Annotated in this window: 21 protein-coding genes; 10 read left to right on the top strand and 11 right to left on the bottom strand. The window is 72.3% G+C overall.

Going from position 1 to position 18174, the window contains the following annotated elements:
* The first annotated feature begins 168 nt into the window (after positions 1-168).
* Complete coding sequence (locus ACOACO_RS00475) at positions 169-1221, top strand: hypothetical protein (protein WP_420294300.1); 1053 nt, start codon at positions 169-171, stop codon at positions 1219-1221.
* Between the two features lie 2 nt (positions 1222-1223).
* Here ACOACO_RS00475 and ACOACO_RS00470 read toward each other — a convergent pair whose 3' ends face one another.
* The 8 genes from ACOACO_RS00470 to ACOACO_RS00435 form a co-directional block, all read right to left on the bottom strand.
* A complete protein-coding gene (locus tag ACOACO_RS00470; protein WP_420294299.1) occupies positions 1224-2270 on the bottom strand; it encodes a glycosyltransferase family 4 protein in 1047 nt (348 codons plus the stop codon).
* A complete protein-coding gene (locus tag ACOACO_RS00465; protein ID WP_420294298.1) occupies positions 2267-3346 on the bottom strand; it encodes a glycosyltransferase family 4 protein in 1080 nt (359 codons plus the stop codon). The genes ACOACO_RS00470 and ACOACO_RS00465 overlap by 4 nt, the downstream gene beginning before the upstream one ends.
* A gap of 98 nt (positions 3347-3444) precedes the next feature.
* Entirely contained in the window at positions 3445-4377 is a 933-nt protein-coding gene (locus ACOACO_RS00460) for an NAD-dependent epimerase/dehydratase family protein (RefSeq protein WP_420294297.1), read from the bottom strand.
* Positions 4377-5372 (bottom strand): GDP-mannose 4,6-dehydratase, encoded by a 996-nt coding sequence (locus ACOACO_RS00455; protein ID WP_420294296.1) that lies wholly within the window; start codon positions 5370-5372, stop codon positions 4377-4379. Before ACOACO_RS00455 ends, ACOACO_RS00460 begins: the two co-directional genes overlap by 1 nt.
* Positions 5369-6517, bottom strand: coding sequence for a glycosyltransferase (locus ACOACO_RS00450; protein WP_420294295.1), 1149 nt, complete (start codon positions 6515-6517; stop codon positions 5369-5371). Before ACOACO_RS00450 ends, ACOACO_RS00455 begins: the two co-directional genes overlap by 4 nt.
* Positions 6518-6667: 150 nt before the next feature.
* Positions 6668-7051 (bottom strand): MscL family protein, encoded by a 384-nt coding sequence (locus ACOACO_RS00445; protein WP_420294294.1) that lies wholly within the window; start codon positions 7049-7051, stop codon positions 6668-6670.
* A gap of 38 nt (positions 7052-7089) precedes the next feature.
* Positions 7090-7764 carry an SAF domain-containing protein gene (locus tag ACOACO_RS00440; RefSeq protein ID WP_420294293.1) on the bottom strand — a complete coding sequence of 225 codons (675 nt, stop codon included), beginning with the start codon at positions 7762-7764 and terminating at the stop codon, positions 7090-7092.
* A gap of 123 nt (positions 7765-7887) precedes the next feature.
* Positions 7888-8202: an FmdB family zinc ribbon protein gene (locus ACOACO_RS00435; RefSeq protein WP_420294292.1), complete on the bottom strand. Its 315-nt coding sequence runs from the start codon at positions 8200-8202 to the stop codon at positions 7888-7890.
* Between the two features lie 155 nt (positions 8203-8357).
* Here ACOACO_RS00435 and ACOACO_RS00430 point away from each other — a divergent pair, with 155 nt between their 5' ends.
* A complete protein-coding gene (locus ACOACO_RS00430) occupies positions 8358-8558 on the top strand; it encodes a hypothetical protein (protein ID WP_420294291.1) in 201 nt (66 codons plus the stop codon).
* 10 nt (positions 8559-8568) lie between these two features.
* Here ACOACO_RS00430 and ACOACO_RS00425 read toward each other — a convergent pair whose 3' ends face one another.
* Positions 8569-9078, bottom strand: a complete 510-nt coding sequence (locus ACOACO_RS00425) for a hypothetical protein (protein ID WP_420294290.1) — start codon at positions 9076-9078, stop codon at positions 8569-8571.
* A 230-nt stretch (positions 9079-9308) separates the two neighbouring features.
* Here ACOACO_RS00425 and ACOACO_RS00420 point away from each other — a divergent pair, with 230 nt between their 5' ends.
* Together ACOACO_RS00420 and ACOACO_RS00415 are read left to right on the top strand one after the other, a co-directional pair.
* The gene (locus tag ACOACO_RS00420) at positions 9309-10982 is read left to right on the top strand and encodes an ATP-binding protein (protein WP_420294289.1); all 1674 of its coding nucleotides are present in this window, start codon (positions 9309-9311) and stop codon (positions 10980-10982) included.
* Between the two features lie 118 nt (positions 10983-11100).
* Positions 11101-11763, top strand: coding sequence for an FkbM family methyltransferase (locus ACOACO_RS00415; protein WP_420294288.1), 663 nt, complete (start codon positions 11101-11103; stop codon positions 11761-11763).
* 72 nt (positions 11764-11835) lie between these two features.
* Here the strand turns inward: ACOACO_RS00415 and ACOACO_RS00410 are convergent, their stop codons facing one another.
* Both ACOACO_RS00410 and ACOACO_RS00405 read right to left on the bottom strand, forming a co-directional pair.
* Positions 11836-12057 (bottom strand): hypothetical protein, encoded by a 222-nt coding sequence (locus tag ACOACO_RS00410; protein WP_420294287.1) that lies wholly within the window; start codon positions 12055-12057, stop codon positions 11836-11838.
* A 58-nt stretch (positions 12058-12115) separates the two neighbouring features.
* A complete protein-coding gene (locus tag ACOACO_RS00405) occupies positions 12116-12688 on the bottom strand; it encodes a 5-formyltetrahydrofolate cyclo-ligase (protein ID WP_420294286.1) in 573 nt (190 codons plus the stop codon).
* 44 nt (positions 12689-12732) lie between these two features.
* Between ACOACO_RS00405 and ACOACO_RS00400 the strand changes: the two genes are divergently transcribed.
* The 6 genes from ACOACO_RS00400 (at position 12733) to ACOACO_RS00375 (ending at position 18149) form a co-directional block, all read left to right on the top strand.
* Complete coding sequence (locus tag ACOACO_RS00400) at positions 12733-14112, top strand: UTP--glucose-1-phosphate uridylyltransferase (RefSeq protein ID WP_420294285.1); 1380 nt, start codon at positions 12733-12735, stop codon at positions 14110-14112.
* Between the two features lie 56 nt (positions 14113-14168).
* Positions 14169-15431, top strand: a complete 1263-nt coding sequence (glp, locus tag ACOACO_RS00395; protein WP_420294284.1) for a gephyrin-like molybdotransferase Glp — start codon at positions 14169-14171, stop codon at positions 15429-15431.
* Positions 15431-15934, top strand: coding sequence for a cyclic pyranopterin monophosphate synthase MoaC (gene moaC, locus ACOACO_RS00390; protein WP_420294283.1), 504 nt, complete (start codon positions 15431-15433; stop codon positions 15932-15934). Before glp ends, moaC begins: the two co-directional genes overlap by 1 nt.
* Entirely contained in the window at positions 15931-16452 is a 522-nt protein-coding gene (locus ACOACO_RS00385; protein ID WP_420294282.1) for a MogA/MoaB family molybdenum cofactor biosynthesis protein, read from the top strand. The genes moaC and ACOACO_RS00385 overlap by 4 nt, the downstream gene beginning before the upstream one ends.
* Positions 16453-16460: 8 nt before the next feature.
* Complete coding sequence (locus ACOACO_RS00380; RefSeq protein ID WP_420294281.1) at positions 16461-17072, top strand: GNAT family N-acetyltransferase; 612 nt, start codon at positions 16461-16463, stop codon at positions 17070-17072.
* Between the two features lie 159 nt (positions 17073-17231).
* Positions 17232-18149 (top strand): SGNH/GDSL hydrolase family protein, encoded by a 918-nt coding sequence (locus tag ACOACO_RS00375; RefSeq protein WP_420294280.1) that lies wholly within the window; start codon positions 17232-17234, stop codon positions 18147-18149.
* Positions 18150-18174: the final 25 nt, after the last annotated feature.

Genomic DNA, 18174 nt, shown 5'->3' with positions numbered 1-18174 from the left:
TTGATCCGATCGGTGGTCCGGCGGCTCCAATCCTCGACCCAAGCGCGTCATGCGACGCTGAACGCCCTGGTCACGTATGCGGGTATGGGATCGTCTCTGCTCTCTGCCCCCGTCTTGGCGCACACCCTCGGTGCTGATGGCCGGGGGGTGCTGGCGGGCACATTCGTCGTGTTGCAGGTCGCCGGGTGGGTGTCGTTCTTGGGGCTGCCCGCGTCCCTCGCGCTTCAGATGGAGAAGCGCCGCGAACTGTCCTTCTGGGGGGTGGTGACGGCGGGTCTGATCGGCACGGTCGTCTCGCTCTTGGTGGTCGCTGCCGCGCCAACGCTCGCGAACGGCGACGGTCGCATTGCAACGGGCATCAGGGTTGCAGCGGTTCTGCTGCTCCTGACGGGTATCGGCAACATAGGAGACCAGCTGGCGTTGCTGCGGGGAGCAGTAGTCGTCTTCAACTTGATGCGAGCAGCCACGCTCGTACTGCCGTCCGTCGCGATACTGATACTTGCAGCCTTTGGTGCGCTCACCTTGACCTCCGCTTTTCTGGCGACGCTAACTGGCCAGTCGATCACCGTCTTGATCGGCTGTGCCTACACGTTGCGCAACTCTCGAGGCCTCAGCCGGACAGGAGTTCCCTGGAACCTGAGCCTGAAGCTATGGATCACCACCGTTTTCGACTCCGTCGGCGGCCGCGGGGACCAGGTCGCGCTGACCATGCTGACGTCTGCACCCGTGGTCGGTGTGTACGCGATCGCCGTCACCTGCACCACGGCCGCCAGCGGTGTGGCTAGTTCGCTTGCCCAAGCCAGCTTCGCCCAGTTCGTCCGCGCCGCGGGCGGAGCGGACGAGCCCTCGCTCCGACGACTGATGCTTGTGGTCGCCTCGTGCACCCTTGCCGCGGGGGCCGGCATCCTGGCCGTCGTCGCGCTGTTCGGGGAGCACATCTTCGGCACTGACTTCTCCGGGCTGCCCCCGGTGGTCGCGGTGCTCCTGCTGGCCGCGGTCCTCCAGGACGTGTGGCGGGTCCGCGCTGTGCGGGAGTCGGTCCGCGAGCGTGCGGGCTCGCTGGCCGTCGCATCGGCCGTGGGTCTGGCAGTCATGGTCCTCGTCATCGCGGTGCTCGCTGCGAACGAGGCCGTCTCGGCCGTCTCCATGGCCTTCGCCTTCACGACGATGTGTGCCGTTCGGCTGCTGACCCACCTGGCCCTCATGCGGTACGCCCGCTGACCTCACCGTCCGAGCAGGCCGCGGTACATCTCCACGAGCCGCCCAGCGGAGCCTTCCGCGGCGATGGTGGACACGAGGTGGCTGCCCGCAGCGCGTTCCGCGGCCGTCACCACGGGGCCACGCTCGACAGCGCGGGCGAGAGCTGCGGCGTACCCGGTGTCTCCCACCACATCGAGCGGCACGTGTGGCTCGGCGCGGGACTGCAGGTACTCAGAACCGGGATTGCTGCTGGCGACGACCCGCAGGCCGTGATCGATCCCCTCGAGGACGGGGATCCCGAAACCCTCGTACTCCGACGGAGAGGCCAGGACCCAGGCGGTGTCGAGCACCTGGGCGACCTGCGCATCGGTGAGACCGGCACGATGCTCGACCCACGTGTCCCAGCTCGCGGCGTCGTCGGCCGGGCCGATGACGACCAGGCGGGCGCGGGGGTCGTCGACTCGCAGCGCCTCCACGGCTTCCTGCACCATCCAGCCGCGCTTGCGACCGCGGAAGCTGCCGATGAACACCACGACGGGCCCCTCGGAACGGGTAGCTTCCCCCGTGTGCTCCGACCGGAGGTACGGCGGAAACACGTGCTGGCAGCGGAACATCTGCAGCGACTCGGGCGCGATTCCCAGACGCAACCGAGCCCGGCGCGCCGCCCAGAGCTCGGCGCCCGCCAAGACGACGTGGTTGGCCTTGCGCAAACCGGTCGAGGACTTCGCCTCCCCCCAGGACGTGCCGTAGAACGACCGCACGATCGGCGCGGAGGTCCGCAGCAGGAAGTCGTCGCCGTGGGCGTGGACCACGTCCGGTCGCGTGGCGGGGAGCGCGCGAGCGGCACGCCAGGCGGAGGTGTAGTAGCGACCGATGCGGGAGTCGGCAGTCGGGATGGTCACGAGAGCGACCCCCGGTACCGGGGTTCCCCCCTCGTAGGTGATCACGGTCAGGTCGACCAGCTCCTGCACCCGCGACGCCAGCCGAGCCGTGTAACGACCCACTCCTCCCGAATGATGGCCCTCTCGGGGCCACTCCAGGCTCACCCACGTGACGCGTAGCCGGTTCATCGGTCCTTCTCCTCGGTCCACTGGTCCCAGTCGATCACGGGTGGCAGACGGCGCCGTCTCGCGACCGCGCGGATGAAGCCGGCGCGGGCGGGGGTCGTCACCTCGATCGCGTACCTCCCCGTGGTGCGGTGTCCCGCGGCGACGAGTTCCTGCCGCTGGTCCGGACCCAGCGCAGCCACTGCCGTGAGTGCGTCCTGCAGCGCGATGACGTCGCCACCTGGCACCAGGAACCCGTTGTTGCCGTGCTCGACCACCTCGGTCGGTCCGCCGGGCCGGGACGCGATGACGACACAGCCCGCGTCCATGCCCTCCAGGACGACGGATCCGAACGGCTCGGGGAGGACCGAGGTGTGGGCCAGCACGTCCATCTCGTCCAGCAAGGGGCGGGGGTCGTCGACGTGGCCGTGGAACACGACACGCTCCCCGAGCCCCCGCCGCTCGATCTCGTCGTGGAGGGCGGACTCGTAGTCGGTCTCTCCGAACAACGCCCCGCCGATGAGGTGCAGCGTCGCGGACGGGGGCAGCACGGCACCGGCGAACGCCTGCACCGCCTCGAGCTGACCCTTCCAGGGGCTCAGCCGACCGAGGACGGCGATGTCTCGGACCCGCTCGCGGACCGGGCGGGTGACTCGCCGCAGCTGGGCGCCGGGCGGGCAGACCAGGACCGGCGTACGCCCGGGAACGAGTGACGCCAGCGTGGCACGGCTGTTTACGACGATCCCGTCGACCAGGCGCGGCAAGACACGCGAGAAGAACGGGGCGGCGGGGCCGAGGTAGTCGCTGCTGACCCGGTCGTGGACGCTCCACACCACCGGCGTTCGGGAGAACGCGGTGGCGATGCGGCCGTAGACCACGGCTTTCAGGCTCCCGGCCACGACCACGTCGGGGCGGCTGCTGCGAAGCTCACGCCGCAGCGCCACGGCATATCGGAGCAGGGCCAGGAGCGCACCCACCTTGGCGCTGACGCCAGCCCCGCGCGGAGTCGCTCGGGCGCGCTCCGCGAGCGGGCGGACGTGGACCTCGACGCCCAGGCGGCGGTAGGTCTCCACCATCGGCCCGTCACCGGCCAGGTGCACCTCGACCCTCGAGTGGGGCGGCCAGACCCCCAGCGCACGTCCGAGTGCGAGCTCGGCACCCGAGGGCGCCGCGGAATGGAGGAGGTACGCGACGCGGGTCACGACGGGGCCGGGACCGACGCGGCCCAGGCGTCCTCGAGGCTCTGTTGCAGCGTGAGCCGGGTTCGCCACCCGGTCGTCTCGGTGAGCCTCTGGTTGGACCCAGCAATCACCGAGGGCTCGGTCGGTCTCAGACGCGCGGCATCGACGGTGACCCCATCGACGGCGATCCCGGCGATGTCCGCCAGGCGGCGCAGGACCTCGGTCCCCTCGACGGCGCGACCGCTGCAGACGTTGAAGATCCCACCGGGAGCGAGGTGCTCAGCCGCGAGCAGAGCGACGTACGCGCCGGCGACGTCGCGGACATCGGTGTAGTCGCGCTGCGAGGTGAGATCGCCGAAAGCGGGGGGTGTGCCGGTCTGCCGGGAGGCCCGGAGGCCGGCGATGATGTCGGGGACGAGGAATCCCGGCCCCTGGCCAGGACCGATGTGGTTGAACGGGCGCGCGACGGTCGCCGTGAGACCCCGCCGGGCGTAGTACAGCGTCTGCTGCTCGACGGCCAGCTTGCTGACGGCGTAGGGCGAGGTCGGCGCAGTCCGTCCGCTCTCGGTGATGGGCAGGTCCTGGGCGGAGTCGTAGACGGCGCCCGAGCTGACGACGACGACGCGGGCTTTCGACCCGGTGGCGAGCAGGGGTTCGCAGACGTTGGTGAGCATCGCCGTGTTCGACGTGATGTAGTGCTGCGGCCGGTCGAACGACGGGCCGACGGCTGACAGCCCGGCCAGGTGGACGACTCCCGCAGCCCGAACGGCGGGCAGCGGGTCCCGGGTGAGGTCGAGGGCCAGGTAATCGGCGAGCAGGCCCGAGATGTCCTCCTTCGGTGCTTCGTCGCGGGAGACCCCGACGACGGGAAGCCCGGCATCGACGAGTGCCCGCACCAGGTGGTGGCCGACGAACCCGTTGACCCCGGTGACGACGACCGGCTCGGACATCAGGCGTTCGGGTCCGTCACCTTGAGGTCGTGCTGGACCATGCGGCGCACCAGACCCGGGAAGTCGACCTCGCGCTTCCAGCCCAGCACGCGCTCCGCCTTCGCCGGGTCGCCGAGGAGGATGTCGACCTCGGCGGGACGCATGAACTGTGGGTCCTGCTTGACGTAGGGACGCCAGTCGTCGATGCCGACCTCGGCGAACGCGAGCGTCAGGAACTCCTCGATGGAGTGCGTCTCCCCGGTGGCCAGCACGAAGTCGTCCGGTTCGTCGTGCTGCAGCATCTGCCACATGCCGCGGACGTAGTCACCGGCATAGCCCCAGTCACGTTTCGGCCACAGGTCGCCCAGCACGATGTGGGGCTGCAGGCCGTGGTGGATCCGAGCCACGCCGTCGGTGATCTTCCGCGTCACGAACTCGAGTCCCCGGCGTTCCCCCTCGTGGTTGAACAGGATGCCGGTGGCGACGTACATGCCGTAGGACTCGCGGTAGTTCCTGGCGATCCAGTGTGCGTAGAGCTTCGCGACGCCGTAGGGACTGCGAGGGTGGAACAGGGAGTCCTCGTTGTATCCCGCGCCGGGGCGGTTGTAGTCGAGGCCGCCGAACATCTCCGACGTCGACGCCTGGTAGAAGCGGACCTCGTCCGCGCGGCCCGACGACCGGATGGCCTCGAGGAGGTTCAGGACGCCCTTGCCCGTGATGTCCGCCGTGAGCTGGGGGTTGCGGAAGGAGTAGCCCACGTGGCTGATCGCGCCGAGGTTGTACACCTCGTCGGCGTGCGAGGTCCGGACGGCTTCGAGCAGCGACGTCGGATCCGTCAGGTCCGCCTCGACCAGGTTCACGAAGGGGAACTCGGCCACGAACGCCTCGCGCCGCGCGTTGCGCTGCCCGCGGATGAGTCCGTAGATCTCGTAGCCCTTGGCGTTCAGCAGCTCCGACAGGTGCTGCCCGTCCTGGCCGGTGATGCCGGTGATGAGGGCGCGTCTGGGGGTGGTCACTGTTCCTCCTGGGGGAGCGGTGGTTCGGTGAGGGAGGTGACCTCGTCGCGCAAGCGGGCGACGAACGCACTCTCGGTGAAGCGGTTGGCGTGGGCGAGGATGGTGTGCTCGTCCCACCCCGACTCGAGAAGGCGGCGGACACCTCCCGCGATGGACTCCGGGGTAGGGGCATCGAAGAAGACCGACGTGCTGCCGTCCTTCATCGTGTCGAGGAAACCGCCGGCAGCCAGCACGGCACTGGGCTTGCCGAACAACGCCGCCTCGAGCGGGGTCAGGCCGTAGTCCTCGTGGCTCGCAGCAACGAGGCCGTGCGAACGCTCGTAGACGGTCCGCATCTGACCGTCGGTGAGATCGCGGAGGAACGTCACGTTCCCCGGGGCGTCACGGCGGAGGGCGTCCCACTCGGGGCCCCGGCCGACCACGACCAGGTGCTGATCCGGCAGGTGCTCGAAGGCCGCTGCCACCTTGTCGACGTTCTTGTAGGGCAACAGCCGCGAGACGCACAGCACGTACCCCCCGTCCCGCACGACGGGGTCGTCCACCGGCTCGGGCTCCACCGCACGCAGACGGTCGCTCAACGGTGCGGGGAGGATGGCCGACTCGATCCCGTAGGTCGCGCGGATGCGCTCCTGCACGACGGTCGAGATCGCAAGGTAACGGTCCGCGCGCGAGGCCGCCCGCCGGTCCCAGCGACGCAGCGGCATGCTGACGGACTTCAACCCGGCCCGCTGCAGCAGGCCGGCGTCAGCCGAGAGGTAGACGTCGGGCTGGTAAAGCCACCGCGCCGGGGAGTAGCAGTACACGAGCGTCTTGTGCGTGCCCCCGAACCCGTGAGCCCAGCCGCTGCTGCTGGCGATCACGACCTCGGCGTCGATCCGCAGGGACGAAGCAGCCGCGGGGAGGAGGGGCAGAGCCGCCCGGTGGTTCTTGCGGAGCGGCCCGATCCTGTTCAGGCGCGACGGACGGACGTCGAGGTCACGGAACTCGGGGAAGGTGCCTTCGGGGTCGTACAACGTCGTGTAGATGGGCGCGTCCGGAAAACCCTTCGCCAGAGCGAGGACGACCCGCTCCGCGCCGCCACGCTGGGTGAGGTAGTCGTGAGCGATGGCAACGGTGGTGGTGCCGCGCCCACCCGTGGTTGTCATCCGCTGGTTCGCCCCGTCCTCCGGTCTCGATCGCCGATCGCGACCCTAGCCGCGGGCCCCTCCCGTTGTCGTCCGTTCCTGCCGATGGGCGGTGGCGCCTGCATCACGTGATCCAGCGACACGGCGATCGGGCGGACCGTGCCGCGCGACCTATGACAGGCGCTTGGCCTGCGACGACTGCGCGGCGAGCAGGTCGCGGATCTCGGTGAGCAGGGCGACGTCCTCCGGCGTACCGGGCTCACCCTGCGGGTCGGGGAAGAAGCGCTCCTTCGCCTTCGTGTACGGCAGGACGACGCCGAAGTAGACGACGGCGGAGAGGATCAAGAAGGAGATCACGGTGGTGATCCACGCCCCCAACGACACCCCGTAGGGGTCCCAGCCGCTGAAGTCGGGCTGATCGAACGTCTTGCCGACCAGATCCATGATCAGCGCGACGGTCGCTGTGACGACTGAGGCGAATGCTGCGCCGATGATGAAGGCCACCGCCAGCTCGATCAGGTTTCCGCGCAGGATGAATGCCTTGAATCCGCTCACCGGTTGCTCCTCGTCCCGAGGCCCCGCAGGTCACGGGGCTACCGGGCGGCCACGCTAGACCGGAAGGCGAGGGTCAGGAAGTCCTGCGCGCCGGCGCGGGCGATGTCGAGCGCGTCACCCGGTGGGGCTGCGAACACGACGAGGCGGCCGCTGACGAGCTCGCCGGCGGGGTCCTCCGCAGGCCGGGGGAGCGCGGAGACGCGGACGTCGCGGGCGACCGTGGTCGTCGTACCGTCCTCGGCCGCGGTGGCCACGAGATCGACGACGTCCCCGACGCGCAGCAGGTCGGCCATCGCGGGGTCCGGAAGGCGGACGGGCACCGCCACCTCGCCAGCGCCCGCGGCGATGGTGGCGACAGATGCCAGCCGCGTCTCGGTGACGGGCTCGCGCTCGGCGATGGGGCCTGCGGTCGCGCGGCCGACGAGCTCGTCGATGGATGGTGCAGCCGGCGGTGCGACGTCCGCCGGGACGGCGAGCGTCGTCAGGTCTGCGCGGGTCAGCTCCGCGCCGGCCGCGACGGGACGGGCCGCGACGACCACCTCCGTCGTGGGCGGCGCCGGCGTTGCGAATGCCTGCACGCCGACGAGGACCGCGACCCCGAGGAGCGCCGCACCCAGGGCGCGACGATGGCGGGCGAAGACGCGGCGCGGGCCCCGCGTGAGGGTCGCGCCGCGGGAGCGCGCGGCGGTCGTCGGAGGAGCGGCGAGAGGCATGCGACGACGCTAGGCCGGATCGGGCCGGGGCGTGGGGCGGCTTCCACAGGTGGTTTCGAGGGCCGCTGGCGCGGCCACCTCAACCACCGGGTGCTGACTCGGCCACCTCGGCCACCGGTCGGATCAGGCGGTCGTGCTCGCGGCGCCCGACTTCTTCTCAGTCGAGGTCGTGGTGCTCGACTTCGTGTCGCTCGACGACGACCCGGAGTCGCTCGAGGAGGTGCTCTTCGAGGACGAGGTGTCCGACGCGGTGGAGGCACCCGTGCGGCTGTCGGTGCGGTAGAAGCCGGAGCCCTTGAAGACGACGCCGACGGCGTTGAACAGCTTGCGCAGGCGACCGTGGCACTCCGGGCACTCGGTCAGGGCGTCGTCGCTGAAGCTCTGGACCTGCTCGAAGGCGTGACCGCACTCGGTGCAGGCGTACTGGTACGTGGGCACGATGGACCTCCGGGAGACGTGTGCTGGCCGAGAGACTGGCACTCGGCGGGCTCGACTGCCAATTCTAGGTCGTCGCCCGGGCAACGCCCGACCCGGCCGGGTTCGAGTTCCGGGCGGCTCGGTCCGACGCCCGCACCACTCCGTACGCTGACCCGATGACCTGGGTACGCCGCGGCTGCGTGCTGGCGTTCCTCGTGGGCGTGACCGCCTGGATGCTGGCGTCCATCACGAACGACCACGCACCCGTGAGGATCCTCGTCGCCTTCAGCGACACGCACGGCATCGTCGCCAGCGACGTGCCCCGCCTGCTGGCCTGGGCCGTCCTCGTCGGGTTCGGGGTCCGCGCGCTGCGCTGAGCCCGGTGCGTCAGTTGACGGTGGCGCAGACGGCCTGCACGACGAGGTCGTCCTCGACGTCGGACGGGTTCGAGGCGAAGGCGGCGACGCCCGAGCCGTCGCTGTTGATGAGGAACTGGACGGCCGCGTCGCTCGTGGACCAGTAGGCGGCACCGCTGAGCGTGGACGTGCCCGCGGGGCAGTAGACCTCGGCGTACGCGTCGGTCTCGAGGCCGCCGACGGTCACGAGCTCCTCGACGACCTGGTAGCCGTTGACGCCGATGAAGGTCTTCTTGGTCGCGCCGTTGATCTGCGCCCCGAAGATGCTGGCGCGGCCGAGGTCGGCGCCGGAGAGGGAGCCGTTCTTGACGTCCTTGGTCGTGATCGTCTCGTCGGCGATCTGCGCGCCGGTGATGACCGTGGCGGCGAACGCGCCGGTGGTCGCGCTGGCGGCCACGACGGCGGTGCACACGAGGGTGGCGGGCAGGAGGCGGCGAGCCGTCGTGGATCGGGCGGCAGGGGTGCGGGGGATGAGTGACATGGCGGGAACGTAGGTCGGGCGGCGTCTCCTCGGAGGGACAACGCCGCGGACGGCCGGCGCGGGCTAGACCGCCGCCCCGAGAACGGGCGGCGCGGGAGTGAACCCTGTTCTACTCAAGCGTCAGTCGGTTGAGTCCTCAACAAAGCCACAAGTCGGCCGATGAGCCCTCTGCAGCGTGAGACCGTCGAGCGTTCCGGATCGGGCCGGGTGAGGTGAGGGGAGGCAGGGCGATGGTGCAGACGACCGTCGCCCCGTCCACGATCGCTGCGCCGGGGACGACCGCCCGTTCGTCCGAGCCGGCCGGTGCGCCCGGGCCCGTCGACCGGCTCGCCTGGTCCGTCGCGGCGCTCACCATGATCGCCACCGCGCTCGGCCGGGGCATCGTCGGCGACGAGGTGTACGGCGTGAACCCGGTGTGGGCCTCGGTCGGGGTCGGCACCGCCGCCCTCGTCCTCGCCCCGACCTGGGGGAAGGTGCTCACCTGCTTCGCGCTGCCGGCGTACATGGTGCTGAGCGCCGTGCTCGTCGGCTCACCGCTCGTCGACGCGGTGCTCGTCGGTGTCGCGGGCACGGTGGCCTCCGCGGTCGCCGCGCTCGTGCTCGTGCGCTCTGGGGTGCGCACGGTCGACTCGATGAGCGCCTTCGGGCGCCTGGCGCTGGCCGCGACCCTCGGGGGCGCCTGCGTCGGGCTGGCGGGCTGGTGGCTGTCGTTCCTGGGTGGCGACGACCCGCGCATCGCGGCCGACGCCGGCATCGCGAACGTCACCGCCATCCTGCTGTGGTGCCCCGTGCTGCTGCGCCGCCCGGCCCGGGTCTACGACCGCTACTCCACGCGCGAGCTGGTGCTGCAGGTCGCGTGCGCCCTGGCGCTGTGCGTCATCGCGCTCGTCGCGGGCGGGTTCGGCACGGCGGTGGCGAGCGCGACGCTGCTGGTGACCCTCACCTGGGCGGGCCTGCGGTTCGGCGTGCGGGTCACCGCCGCCGAGCTCGTCGTGCTCTCCGCCGTCGGCACGCTCGTGTGGCTCGTCGGCGACCCGCTGCACGCCCCCACGACCAGCATCTTCGACGCCCAGCTCCTCGACGTGGAGCGGTCGTGGTCCATCGGGGTCTTCATCGGCACGGCGGCCCTGTGGGCCCTGCCGCTGGCGATCGTCGGCGACCAGCGCCGCGACGCCGAGCGACGGGTCGTGCGCGAGCTGCGGGCCATGGAGGTCGCCCGCGCCCGGTTCGTCGCCACCGCCAGCCACGAGCTGCGCACCCCGGTCACCAACGCCCTGGGACGCCTCGACCTCCTCCAGGAGGGCGTCTTCGGCCCCTTGACCGACGAGCAGCAGGGCGTCGTCGAGACGACGGCCCGCAACGTGGAGCGGCTCGCAGACCTCGTCGAGAGCCTCGTGCTGCTCACCCAGGTCGACGGACCACGGACCTGCCCGCCCCGCTCGCTGCGCCTCGACGACGTCGTGCGGCACGCCGTCACCGTCGAGCGCGAGCGGGCCGGCGCGTCCTGCGCGCGCCTGCACGTGGACGTGCGGGTCACGGAGGTGGAGGTCGTCGGTGACGAGGCGCTCCTCACCAGTGCCGTGCGGCACCTCGTGCGCAACGCCCTGACCTTCGGCGAGCACCGCGTGTGCGTGGCGGTCGGCCGCGGCAAGGACGCCAGGGGCGGGTTCGAGGCGGTCGTCACCGTGGAGAACGACGGCGTGCCGATCCTCGGGGAGGAGCGCGCCAGCCTCTTCGACAGCTTCTACCGGGGCGGGTACGCCGAGAAGTGGGCCATCCAGGGCAGCGGCGTCGGCCTCGCCATCGTCCGCGCCGCCGCCGAGCGCCACGGCGGCGCCGCCCGCGTCGTCTCCGCCGAGGGCGACGGCGCGAGGTTCGAGATCCGGATCCCCTGCGGGGGTTGAAGGTCCAGGCCCGGCTGCTGTCCGGGCGCGCGGCCACGCCTGGCCGGGGGTGGGCCCGCGGCGACCAGCTCGGCCGAACCCCAGAGACGTGCTCCGAAGGCGGGCTACTGTGCCTGACATGCCGATCAAGCGAGCAGTGAAGTCCAGGGTCCTGCCGCACGGTCGGTCCATGCGGCGCCTGCCGGTCGGACTCGGTCGCGGCCTGCGGATGGGGGTCGACTTCCAACGCGGTGAGACTCGGCTGTACCTCGGTCTGTACGAGGTGGAGCTGAACCGCCACCTCCGACGTATCGCCAAGCCGGGCTATCGGTCGTTCGACATCGGCGGTCAGTACGGCTACGACGCCTTGGTGCTGGCGAAGCTGACTGGTGCCCCCGTGCTGTCGGTCGAGTCGGAGCCCGAGCTGGCCGTCGAGATCCGGGAGAACGCTGCCGCCAACCCGGGCCTGCCGTCGATCGAGGTGGTGACTGGGTTCGTCTCCGACGACGCCGCCGGGGATCACGTCACCATCGATGACCTCGCCGCCGAGCACTTCGTGCCCGACCTGATCAAGCTCGACATCGAGGGGGGCGAGGTGGCAGCGCTGCGGGGCGCGGCCCGAGTGCTGGAAGACCGGCGGCCGGCGATACAGCTGGAGGTGCACGGCAAGGAGATCGAGTGGGAGTGCCTCGCGATCCTCCGTGCGGCCGGGTACGAGCCGCCCACCGTCGTCGATCGCCGTCGGTGGCTCCCCGAGCACCGCCCCATCGATCACAACCGCTGGCTCATCTTCGAGGGCTGACGCTGTTCCCGCCAGCGTCGCCGCGGGGTCCCGGCCGGGCGGGGCGACGCGCGTCCGTCGGAGCCCGGGAGATCAGCCCCCGGGGAACCCGTAGCGGTCCGCCGCGCCGGAGGGCAGCAGCCCGTCGCGCTGCATCCGGGCGATCTCCTTGCGCACCGCCCGACGCACCACGCCGCGCAGGAACGCAAGAACGCCGAGGAGCATGAGGGCGAGGACGGACAGGACGAACGCGACGAACGCCAGCTCCCAGCCACCCGGCGCGGCGACTAGCGACTGTGCAGGGGTCCAGGTCATGTGGCGCCTATCGGTGCGGGACGGCAGGACCTGAGGCGAGGCGCGCGGCCGCCCAGGCTCAGGCCGTGATCGCCCCGTCGACGGGCACGTCGTGGGGTGCGGTCGGCACGTCGATCCCGACCTCGTCGGGGTGCAGCAGCACGTAGGTCGGCACGGGGGAGCGGAGCGCGGCGAGCGCCCGGTCGTAGGCGCCGCCGCCGCGGCCCAGTCGCGCGCCGTCGTCGGAGCAGGCAAGGCCGGGCAGCAGCACGACGTCGGCGTCGTCGAGCACGTCGACCGCCCCCTCGGCCGCCTCCGCCAGCGCGGGCTCGAGCAGGCCGCGCGGGGACGTGACGAGGGCGTCGGGCCCGTCGTACCGCCCCCAGTCCATCGACCAGTCCGGCCGCAGGACGGGCAGCAGCACCCGCACGCCGCCCGCGCGCAGCGCGTCGAGGAGCGGGAGGGTCGCGGGCTCGGTGCCCACCCCGACGTACGCCGCCACGCACCGCGCGCCGGCGACCACCGGGTGGGCGAGGGTCGCCGCGGCGAGGCGCTCGCCGTACGCCGCCACCTCGGCCGGCGTGCGCGCCGCGCGTCGGGCGAGGATCTCGGCGCGAAGGGCGCGCTTGGCCCGCGCAGGAGGTTCATCCACCGGAGGTTGTGTGGCGGCCACCCGATGAGCCTACGATCGCCGCCATGGGTTCCCCCGGGCTGCACAAGGCGGCCGAGAAGATGCGCGAGGCCGGGATCGACGAGACCGCGGTGGAGGTGTTCGCGCACTACTACCGGCTCCTCGAGCACGGCGAGACCGGCATGATCGCCGAGGACACCATCGAGCCGCTGGACATGCCGTCGCTGGCCGACGTCGAGGTCGACGAGGCCGCCGCGGCCGAGGCGCTGCAGAAGACCGCCGTCATCAAGCTCAACGGCGGGCTCGGCACCTCGATGGGCATGGACCGGGCGAAGTCGCTGCTGTGCGTGCGCCGTGGGCTGTCGTTCCTCGACATCATCGCCCGCCAGGTGCTGCACCTGCGGGAGCGCTACTCCGCGCCCCTGCCGCTCATCCTGATGAACAGCTTCCGCACCTCCTCCGACACCCTCACGGCGCTGGCGCGCTACGAGGACCTGCCGGTGGAGGGCCTGCCGCTGGAGTTCCTGCAGAACAAGGAGCCCAAGCTGCGCGAGAAGGACCTCACGCCCGTCGAGTTCCCCACCGACCCCACGCTCGAGTGGTGCCCGCCCGGCCACGGCGACATCTACACGGCGCTCCTCGGCACCGGCCTGCTCGACCAGCTGCTCGACGCCGGCTACCGCTACGCCTTCGTGTCGAACTCCGACAACCTCGGCGCCGTCCCCACCCCCGAGGTCGCCGGCTGGTTCGCGACCTCCGGCGCCCCCTTCGCGATCGAGGCCGTGCGCCGCACGCCGTCCGACCGCAAGGGCGGCCACTTCGCCCGCCGCAAGAACGACGGCCGCATCATCCTGCGCGAGTCGGCGCAGACGCGCGACGAGGACAAGGACGCGCTGGCCGACCTCGACCGCCACAAGTACACGTCGACCAACAACCTCTGGTTCGACCTCGCCGCGATGAAGCAGGCCCTCACCGAGCGCGAGGGGATCCTGGGCCTCCCGCTGATCCGCAACGTCAAGACCGTCGACCCCTCCGACCCGGGCACGGAGAAGGTCGTGCAGATCGAGACGGCCATGGGCGCGGCCATCGAGGTCTTCGACGGCGCGCAGACGATCGAGGTCGGCCGCGACCGCTTCATCCCGGTCAAGACGACCAACGACCTGTTGGTGCTGCGCAGCGACATCTACGCCATCGGCCCCGACTTCACCCTCGACCAGGTCGCGGCCGACGTGCCGTTCATCGATCTCGACGGCGACCACTACAAGCTGGTCGGCGACTTCGACCGCCGCTTCCCCGAGGGCGCGCCGTCGCTCAAGGAGGCCGCCGCCCTGCGCGTGCGCGGCGACTGGACCTTCGGCCGCGACGTCAAGGTGCTGGGCGAGGTCACGCTTGAGGAGGCTCCTTCGGCGCAGCGCCTCGAGCCGGGTACCGTGCTGGGAGGCTGAGCCCGCGGCGAGTGCGGCGCGGGCTGGCCGCCGTACCGCCCACCAGTAGGAGCCTGATGCCCGACGCGACCTCCCAGCCGATCGGCGTCCCCGAGTTCTTCGAGCGCGTCATGGCCGGGGTGCGACCCCTCGAGCCGATGACCCACTCGTTGCAGGAGGCCAGCGGCCTGGCGTGCGCGGAGGACGTGGCCGCCGGTGTGTCGCTGCCGTCCTTCGACAACGCGGCCATGGACGGCTACGCGGTCGTCTCCAGCGACGTTGCCACCGCCAGCGAGCACCAGCCCGTCACCCTCCCGGTCGTCGGTGAGATCGGCGCGGGGCAGGCGCACATCATGGCGCTGAGCCCCGGCACGGCGGTCAAGATCATGACCGGCGCGCCCCTGCCCGCCGGGTGCGACGCCGTCGTCCCCTACGAGTGGACCGACCGCGGCGTCGCCTCCGTCACCGTGTACGACGCGCCCCGCCCGCTGCAGCACGTGCGGCACCGCGGCGAGGACGTGCAGGCCGGCGACGTCGTCGTCTCCGAGGGCACGATCCTCGGCCCCCGCCAGATCGGCCTGCTCGCGGCGATCGGCCGCTCCCACGTGCGCACCCGGCCGCGCCCGCGCGTCGTCGTCATCTCCACCGGCTCCGAGCTGCGCGCCCCCGGCGACCAGATCGGCCACGACTCGATCTACGACGGCAACTCCTACATGCTCGCCGCCGCCGTCCGGGAGGCCGGCGCGATCGCCTACCGGGTCGGCATCGTGCCCGACGACCCCGCCACCTTCCTCGAGGCCGTGCACGACCAGCTGGTGCGCGCCGACCTCGTCATCACCAGCGGCGGCGTCAGCGCCGGCGACTACGACGTCGTCAAGGCCGCGCTGTCCCCGCAGGGCGACATGTGGTTCGGCTCCGTCGCGATGCAGCCCGGCAAGCCGCAGGGCTTCGGCACCATCGGCGAGGACGCGACGCCGATCGTCACGCTCCCGGGCAACCCCGTGTCGGCGTACGTGTCGTTCGAGGTGTTCGTGCTGCCCGCGATCCGCAAGCTGATGGGGCTCACTCCGTACGCCCGCCCCCTGCGCCGCGCGCTGCTGACCCACCCGGTGAGCTCGCCGGAGGGGCGCCGGCAGTTCCTGCGCGGGGAGTACAACGCCCCGTCCGGCGTCGGCGGCAACGCGGCGCGCACCGCGCACGTCACCCCCGTCGGCGGCCCCGGCTCGCACCTGCTGGGCGACCTGGCCGCCTCCAACGCGCTCATCGTGATCCCCGAGAGCGTCACGCGCGTCGAGGCCGGCCAGCCGGTCCACGTGCTCGCGCTGGACGAGCAGATCTGATGGGCACCCCCGAGGGAGCAGAGGCCGAGGCCGGCGCCGCGCGGCTGACCCACGTCGACGAGCGCGGCGCCGCCCGCATGGTCGACGTCTCCGAGAAGTCGGTCACGGCGCGCACGGCGACGGCCTCGGGCCGCGTGCTCGTCTCCGCCGAGGTGGTCGCGCTGCTGCGCGGGGAGGGCGTCCCCAAGGGCGACGCGCTCGCCGTGGCTCGCATCGCCGGAATCATGGGTGCCAAGCAGACCCCCGCGCTCGTGCCGCTGTGCCACCCGCTCGCCGTCTCGGGCGTCGAGGTCGACCTCGAGGTCGCCGACGATGCCGTCGAGATCAGCGCGACGGTCCGCACCACCGACCGCACCGGCGTCGAGATGGAGGCGCTCACCGCGGTCTCCGTCGCCGCGCTCACCGTGGTCGACATGGTGAAGGCGGTCGACAAGCGGGCCGTGATCACCGACGTGCGGGTCGAGGCGAAGTCGGGCGGCCGCTCGGGGGAGTGGACCCGATGACCGCCACCCCCACCCCGCCGCCGGGCCTGCCCGCCGCCGTCGTCGTCGCCTCCAACCGCGCCTCCGCGGGCGTGTACGACGACACGACCGGCCCGCTCATCGTCTCCGCGCTGCGCGCCTGGGGCTTCACGTGCGCCGACGCGGCCGTCGTGCCCGACGGCGAGCCCGTCGCCGACGCGATCCGCGCGGCGCTCGACGCCGGCGCCCGCGTCGTGCTGACCACCGGCGGCACCGGCCTCACCCCGACCGACCGCACCCCCGAGGTCACGCGGCCCCTGCTCGACCGCGAGGCGCCCGGCATCGCCGAGGCGATCCGCGCCGCGGGCGTGGCCAAGGGCGTGCCGACCGCCGTGCTGTCGCGCGGCCTCGCGGGCGTCGCCGGCGCGTGCCTCGTCGTCAACCTCCCCGGCTCGCGCGGCGGGGTGAAGGACGCGCTGGCCGTGCTCGCCGACGTCGTGCCCCACGCCGTCGACCAGGTCACCGGGGGCGACCACCCCCGGCCGACGGCGAGCGCCTGAGGATCGCCGTGCGCTGGACCCACGCGGCGGCCTGGCCGGCGCGGATCGCCGACCCGGACCCCGCGACCGGCCTCGTGCTGCGCTCGCTGCGCATGGGGGATGCGTCCGCCTGGCAGGAGGTGCGCGTGCGCAACCGGGCCTGGCTCGGCCGCTGGGACGCCACCGCCCCGCCCGGCTCGGAGGCCGAGCAGCCGACGACGCTGCGCCGCAGCCTGCGCTCGCTGCTGCGGATGGCCGACGCCGGCCAGGCGATGCCGTTCGTCATCGAGGTCGACGGCGCCTTCGCCGGGCAGGTGACCGTCAACAGCGTCGTGCGGGGCTCGGCGCAGTCCGCGTCGATCGGCTACTGGATCGACCAGCGGTACGCCGGCCGCGGCCTCGTGCCCCGCGCCGTCGCGCTCGCGGTCGACCACTGCTTCGGGCCCGGGCGGCTGCACCGCATCGAGATCGCCGTGCGCCCCGAGAACACGAACTCCCTGCGCGTCGTCGAGAAGCTCGGCCTCGCCGAGTTCGGCTACGCCCCGCGCTACCTGCACATCGACGGCGCCTGGTGCGACCACCGGCTCTACGCGATCACCGCCGAGGAGTGCCCCGGCGGCCTGCGCGCGCGCCTGGGCTAGACCGCCCCGGCACCGGGCGGCGGTCGTGGCGGAGGTCTCGCCGCGCCACGCCGTAGGGATTCGACGCGGGGCGCCTCGCTGAGGCACCGTTCTCCCCGGTGCGGACCCCGGAGGTCCGCCGTACGGAGCAGGTCAGCGGAGTCGTCGACGGGGGTGGACGTGGCACACGGCGTCAAGCGCTGGGCGGTCGCGATCGCCGGGACGCTCGTGGTCGTGGGGATCCCGTTCGGGGCCGCGGCCGTGGAGCGCATCAGCGAGCAGGGCGCCGCCACCGAGGCGGCCGTCGCCGAGGGCGCGGACGCCGCGGGCGGCACCGGTGGGACCGCGGCGAAGGCCGACGGGGCCGACGACGCGGTGGACCCGTTCGAGCCCCTCGACCCCGACGCCGGCACGCCCGTCGAGCCCGCCGTGGACGCGACCCGCATCATGCTGCTCGGCGACTCCGTCACCCAGGGCGCGGGCGGCGACTGGACGTGGCGCTACCGCCTCGCGCGCACCCTCGACACGGCCGGCACCGCCTACGACTTCGTCGGCCCCCGCCAGGTGCTCTACGACCCGCTGACGCAGAAGTCGACGTCGTCGGCGTACCTCGACCCGGCCTTCGACCAGGACCACGTGGCGCGCTGGGGCATGACCCTGGCGGAGCAGGACTTCCCGGTCACCACCCTGGTCACCGACCTGCGCCCCGACGTGCTCGTCGAGATGCTCGGCGTCAACGACCTCAACCACCGCGGCGACGACCCCGCCGTGGTCGCGCAGCGGGTGCGCCAGCTCGTCGCCGACGCCCGCGCCGCGTCGCCCACCGTCGACGTCGTGCTCGTCGAGCTGCCGCAGACCTGGGTGGAGGGCGTCGACGAGTTCAACGCCTTCATCCACCAGATGGCGCTCGAGCTCGACACCCCGGACGCCCGCGTCGTGTCGGCCTCCACCGCCGGCGCCACGCCCGCCCACACCCGCGACGGCATGCACCCCAACGCCGACGGCGAGCTGCTCATCGCCGACGGCGTCGCCCGCGCCCTGCAGCGCATCGGCGTGCCCACGCAGCGACGCTCCCCGACCGCCTCGCTGCGCTCCTGAGCGCCGAGTCGTCGCCAGCGGCACG

This window comes from Nocardioides sp. CPCC 205120 (genome assembly GCF_048654585.1).
GTDB lineage: Bacteria > Actinomycetota > Actinomycetes > Propionibacteriales > Nocardioidaceae > Nocardioides.
The sequence above is the reverse complement of the archived record's forward strand: the minus strand, read 5'-3'. Positions and strand labels throughout refer to the sequence as shown.

Coding starts and splice junctions, on each gene's coding strand:
- ACOACO_RS00470 (WP_420294299.1), bottom strand. CDS start 2,270: ATGAACCGGCTACGCGTCACGTGGGTGAGCCTGGAGTGGCCCCGAGAG.
- ACOACO_RS00460 (WP_420294297.1), bottom strand. CDS start 4,377: ATGTCCGAGCCGGTCGTCGTCACCGGGGTCAACGGGTTCGTCGGCCAC.
- ACOACO_RS00450 (WP_420294295.1), bottom strand. CDS start 6,517: ATGACAACCACGGGTGGGCGCGGCACCACCACCGTTGCCATCGCTCAC.
- ACOACO_RS00440 (WP_420294293.1), bottom strand. CDS start 7,764: ATGCCTCTCGCCGCTCCTCCGACGACCGCCGCGCGCTCCCGCGGCGCG.
- ACOACO_RS00430 (WP_420294291.1), top strand. CDS start 8,358: ATGACCTGGGTACGCCGCGGCTGCGTGCTGGCGTTCCTCGTGGGCGTG.
- ACOACO_RS00425 (WP_420294290.1), bottom strand. CDS start 9,078: ATGTCACTCATCCCCCGCACCCCTGCCGCCCGATCCACGACGGCTCGC.
- ACOACO_RS00420 (WP_420294289.1), top strand. CDS start 9,309: ATGGTGCAGACGACCGTCGCCCCGTCCACGATCGCTGCGCCGGGGACG.
- ACOACO_RS00415 (WP_420294288.1), top strand. CDS start 11,101: ATGCCGATCAAGCGAGCAGTGAAGTCCAGGGTCCTGCCGCACGGTCGG.
- ACOACO_RS00410 (WP_420294287.1), bottom strand. CDS start 12,057: ATGACCTGGACCCCTGCACAGTCGCTAGTCGCCGCGCCGGGTGGCTGG.
- ACOACO_RS00400 (WP_420294285.1), top strand. CDS start 12,733: ATGGGTTCCCCCGGGCTGCACAAGGCGGCCGAGAAGATGCGCGAGGCC.
- glp (WP_420294284.1), top strand. CDS start 14,169: ATGCCCGACGCGACCTCCCAGCCGATCGGCGTCCCCGAGTTCTTCGAG.
- moaC (WP_420294283.1), top strand. CDS start 15,431: ATGGGCACCCCCGAGGGAGCAGAGGCCGAGGCCGGCGCCGCGCGGCTG.
- ACOACO_RS00385 (WP_420294282.1), top strand. CDS start 15,931: ATGACCGCCACCCCCACCCCGCCGCCGGGCCTGCCCGCCGCCGTCGTC.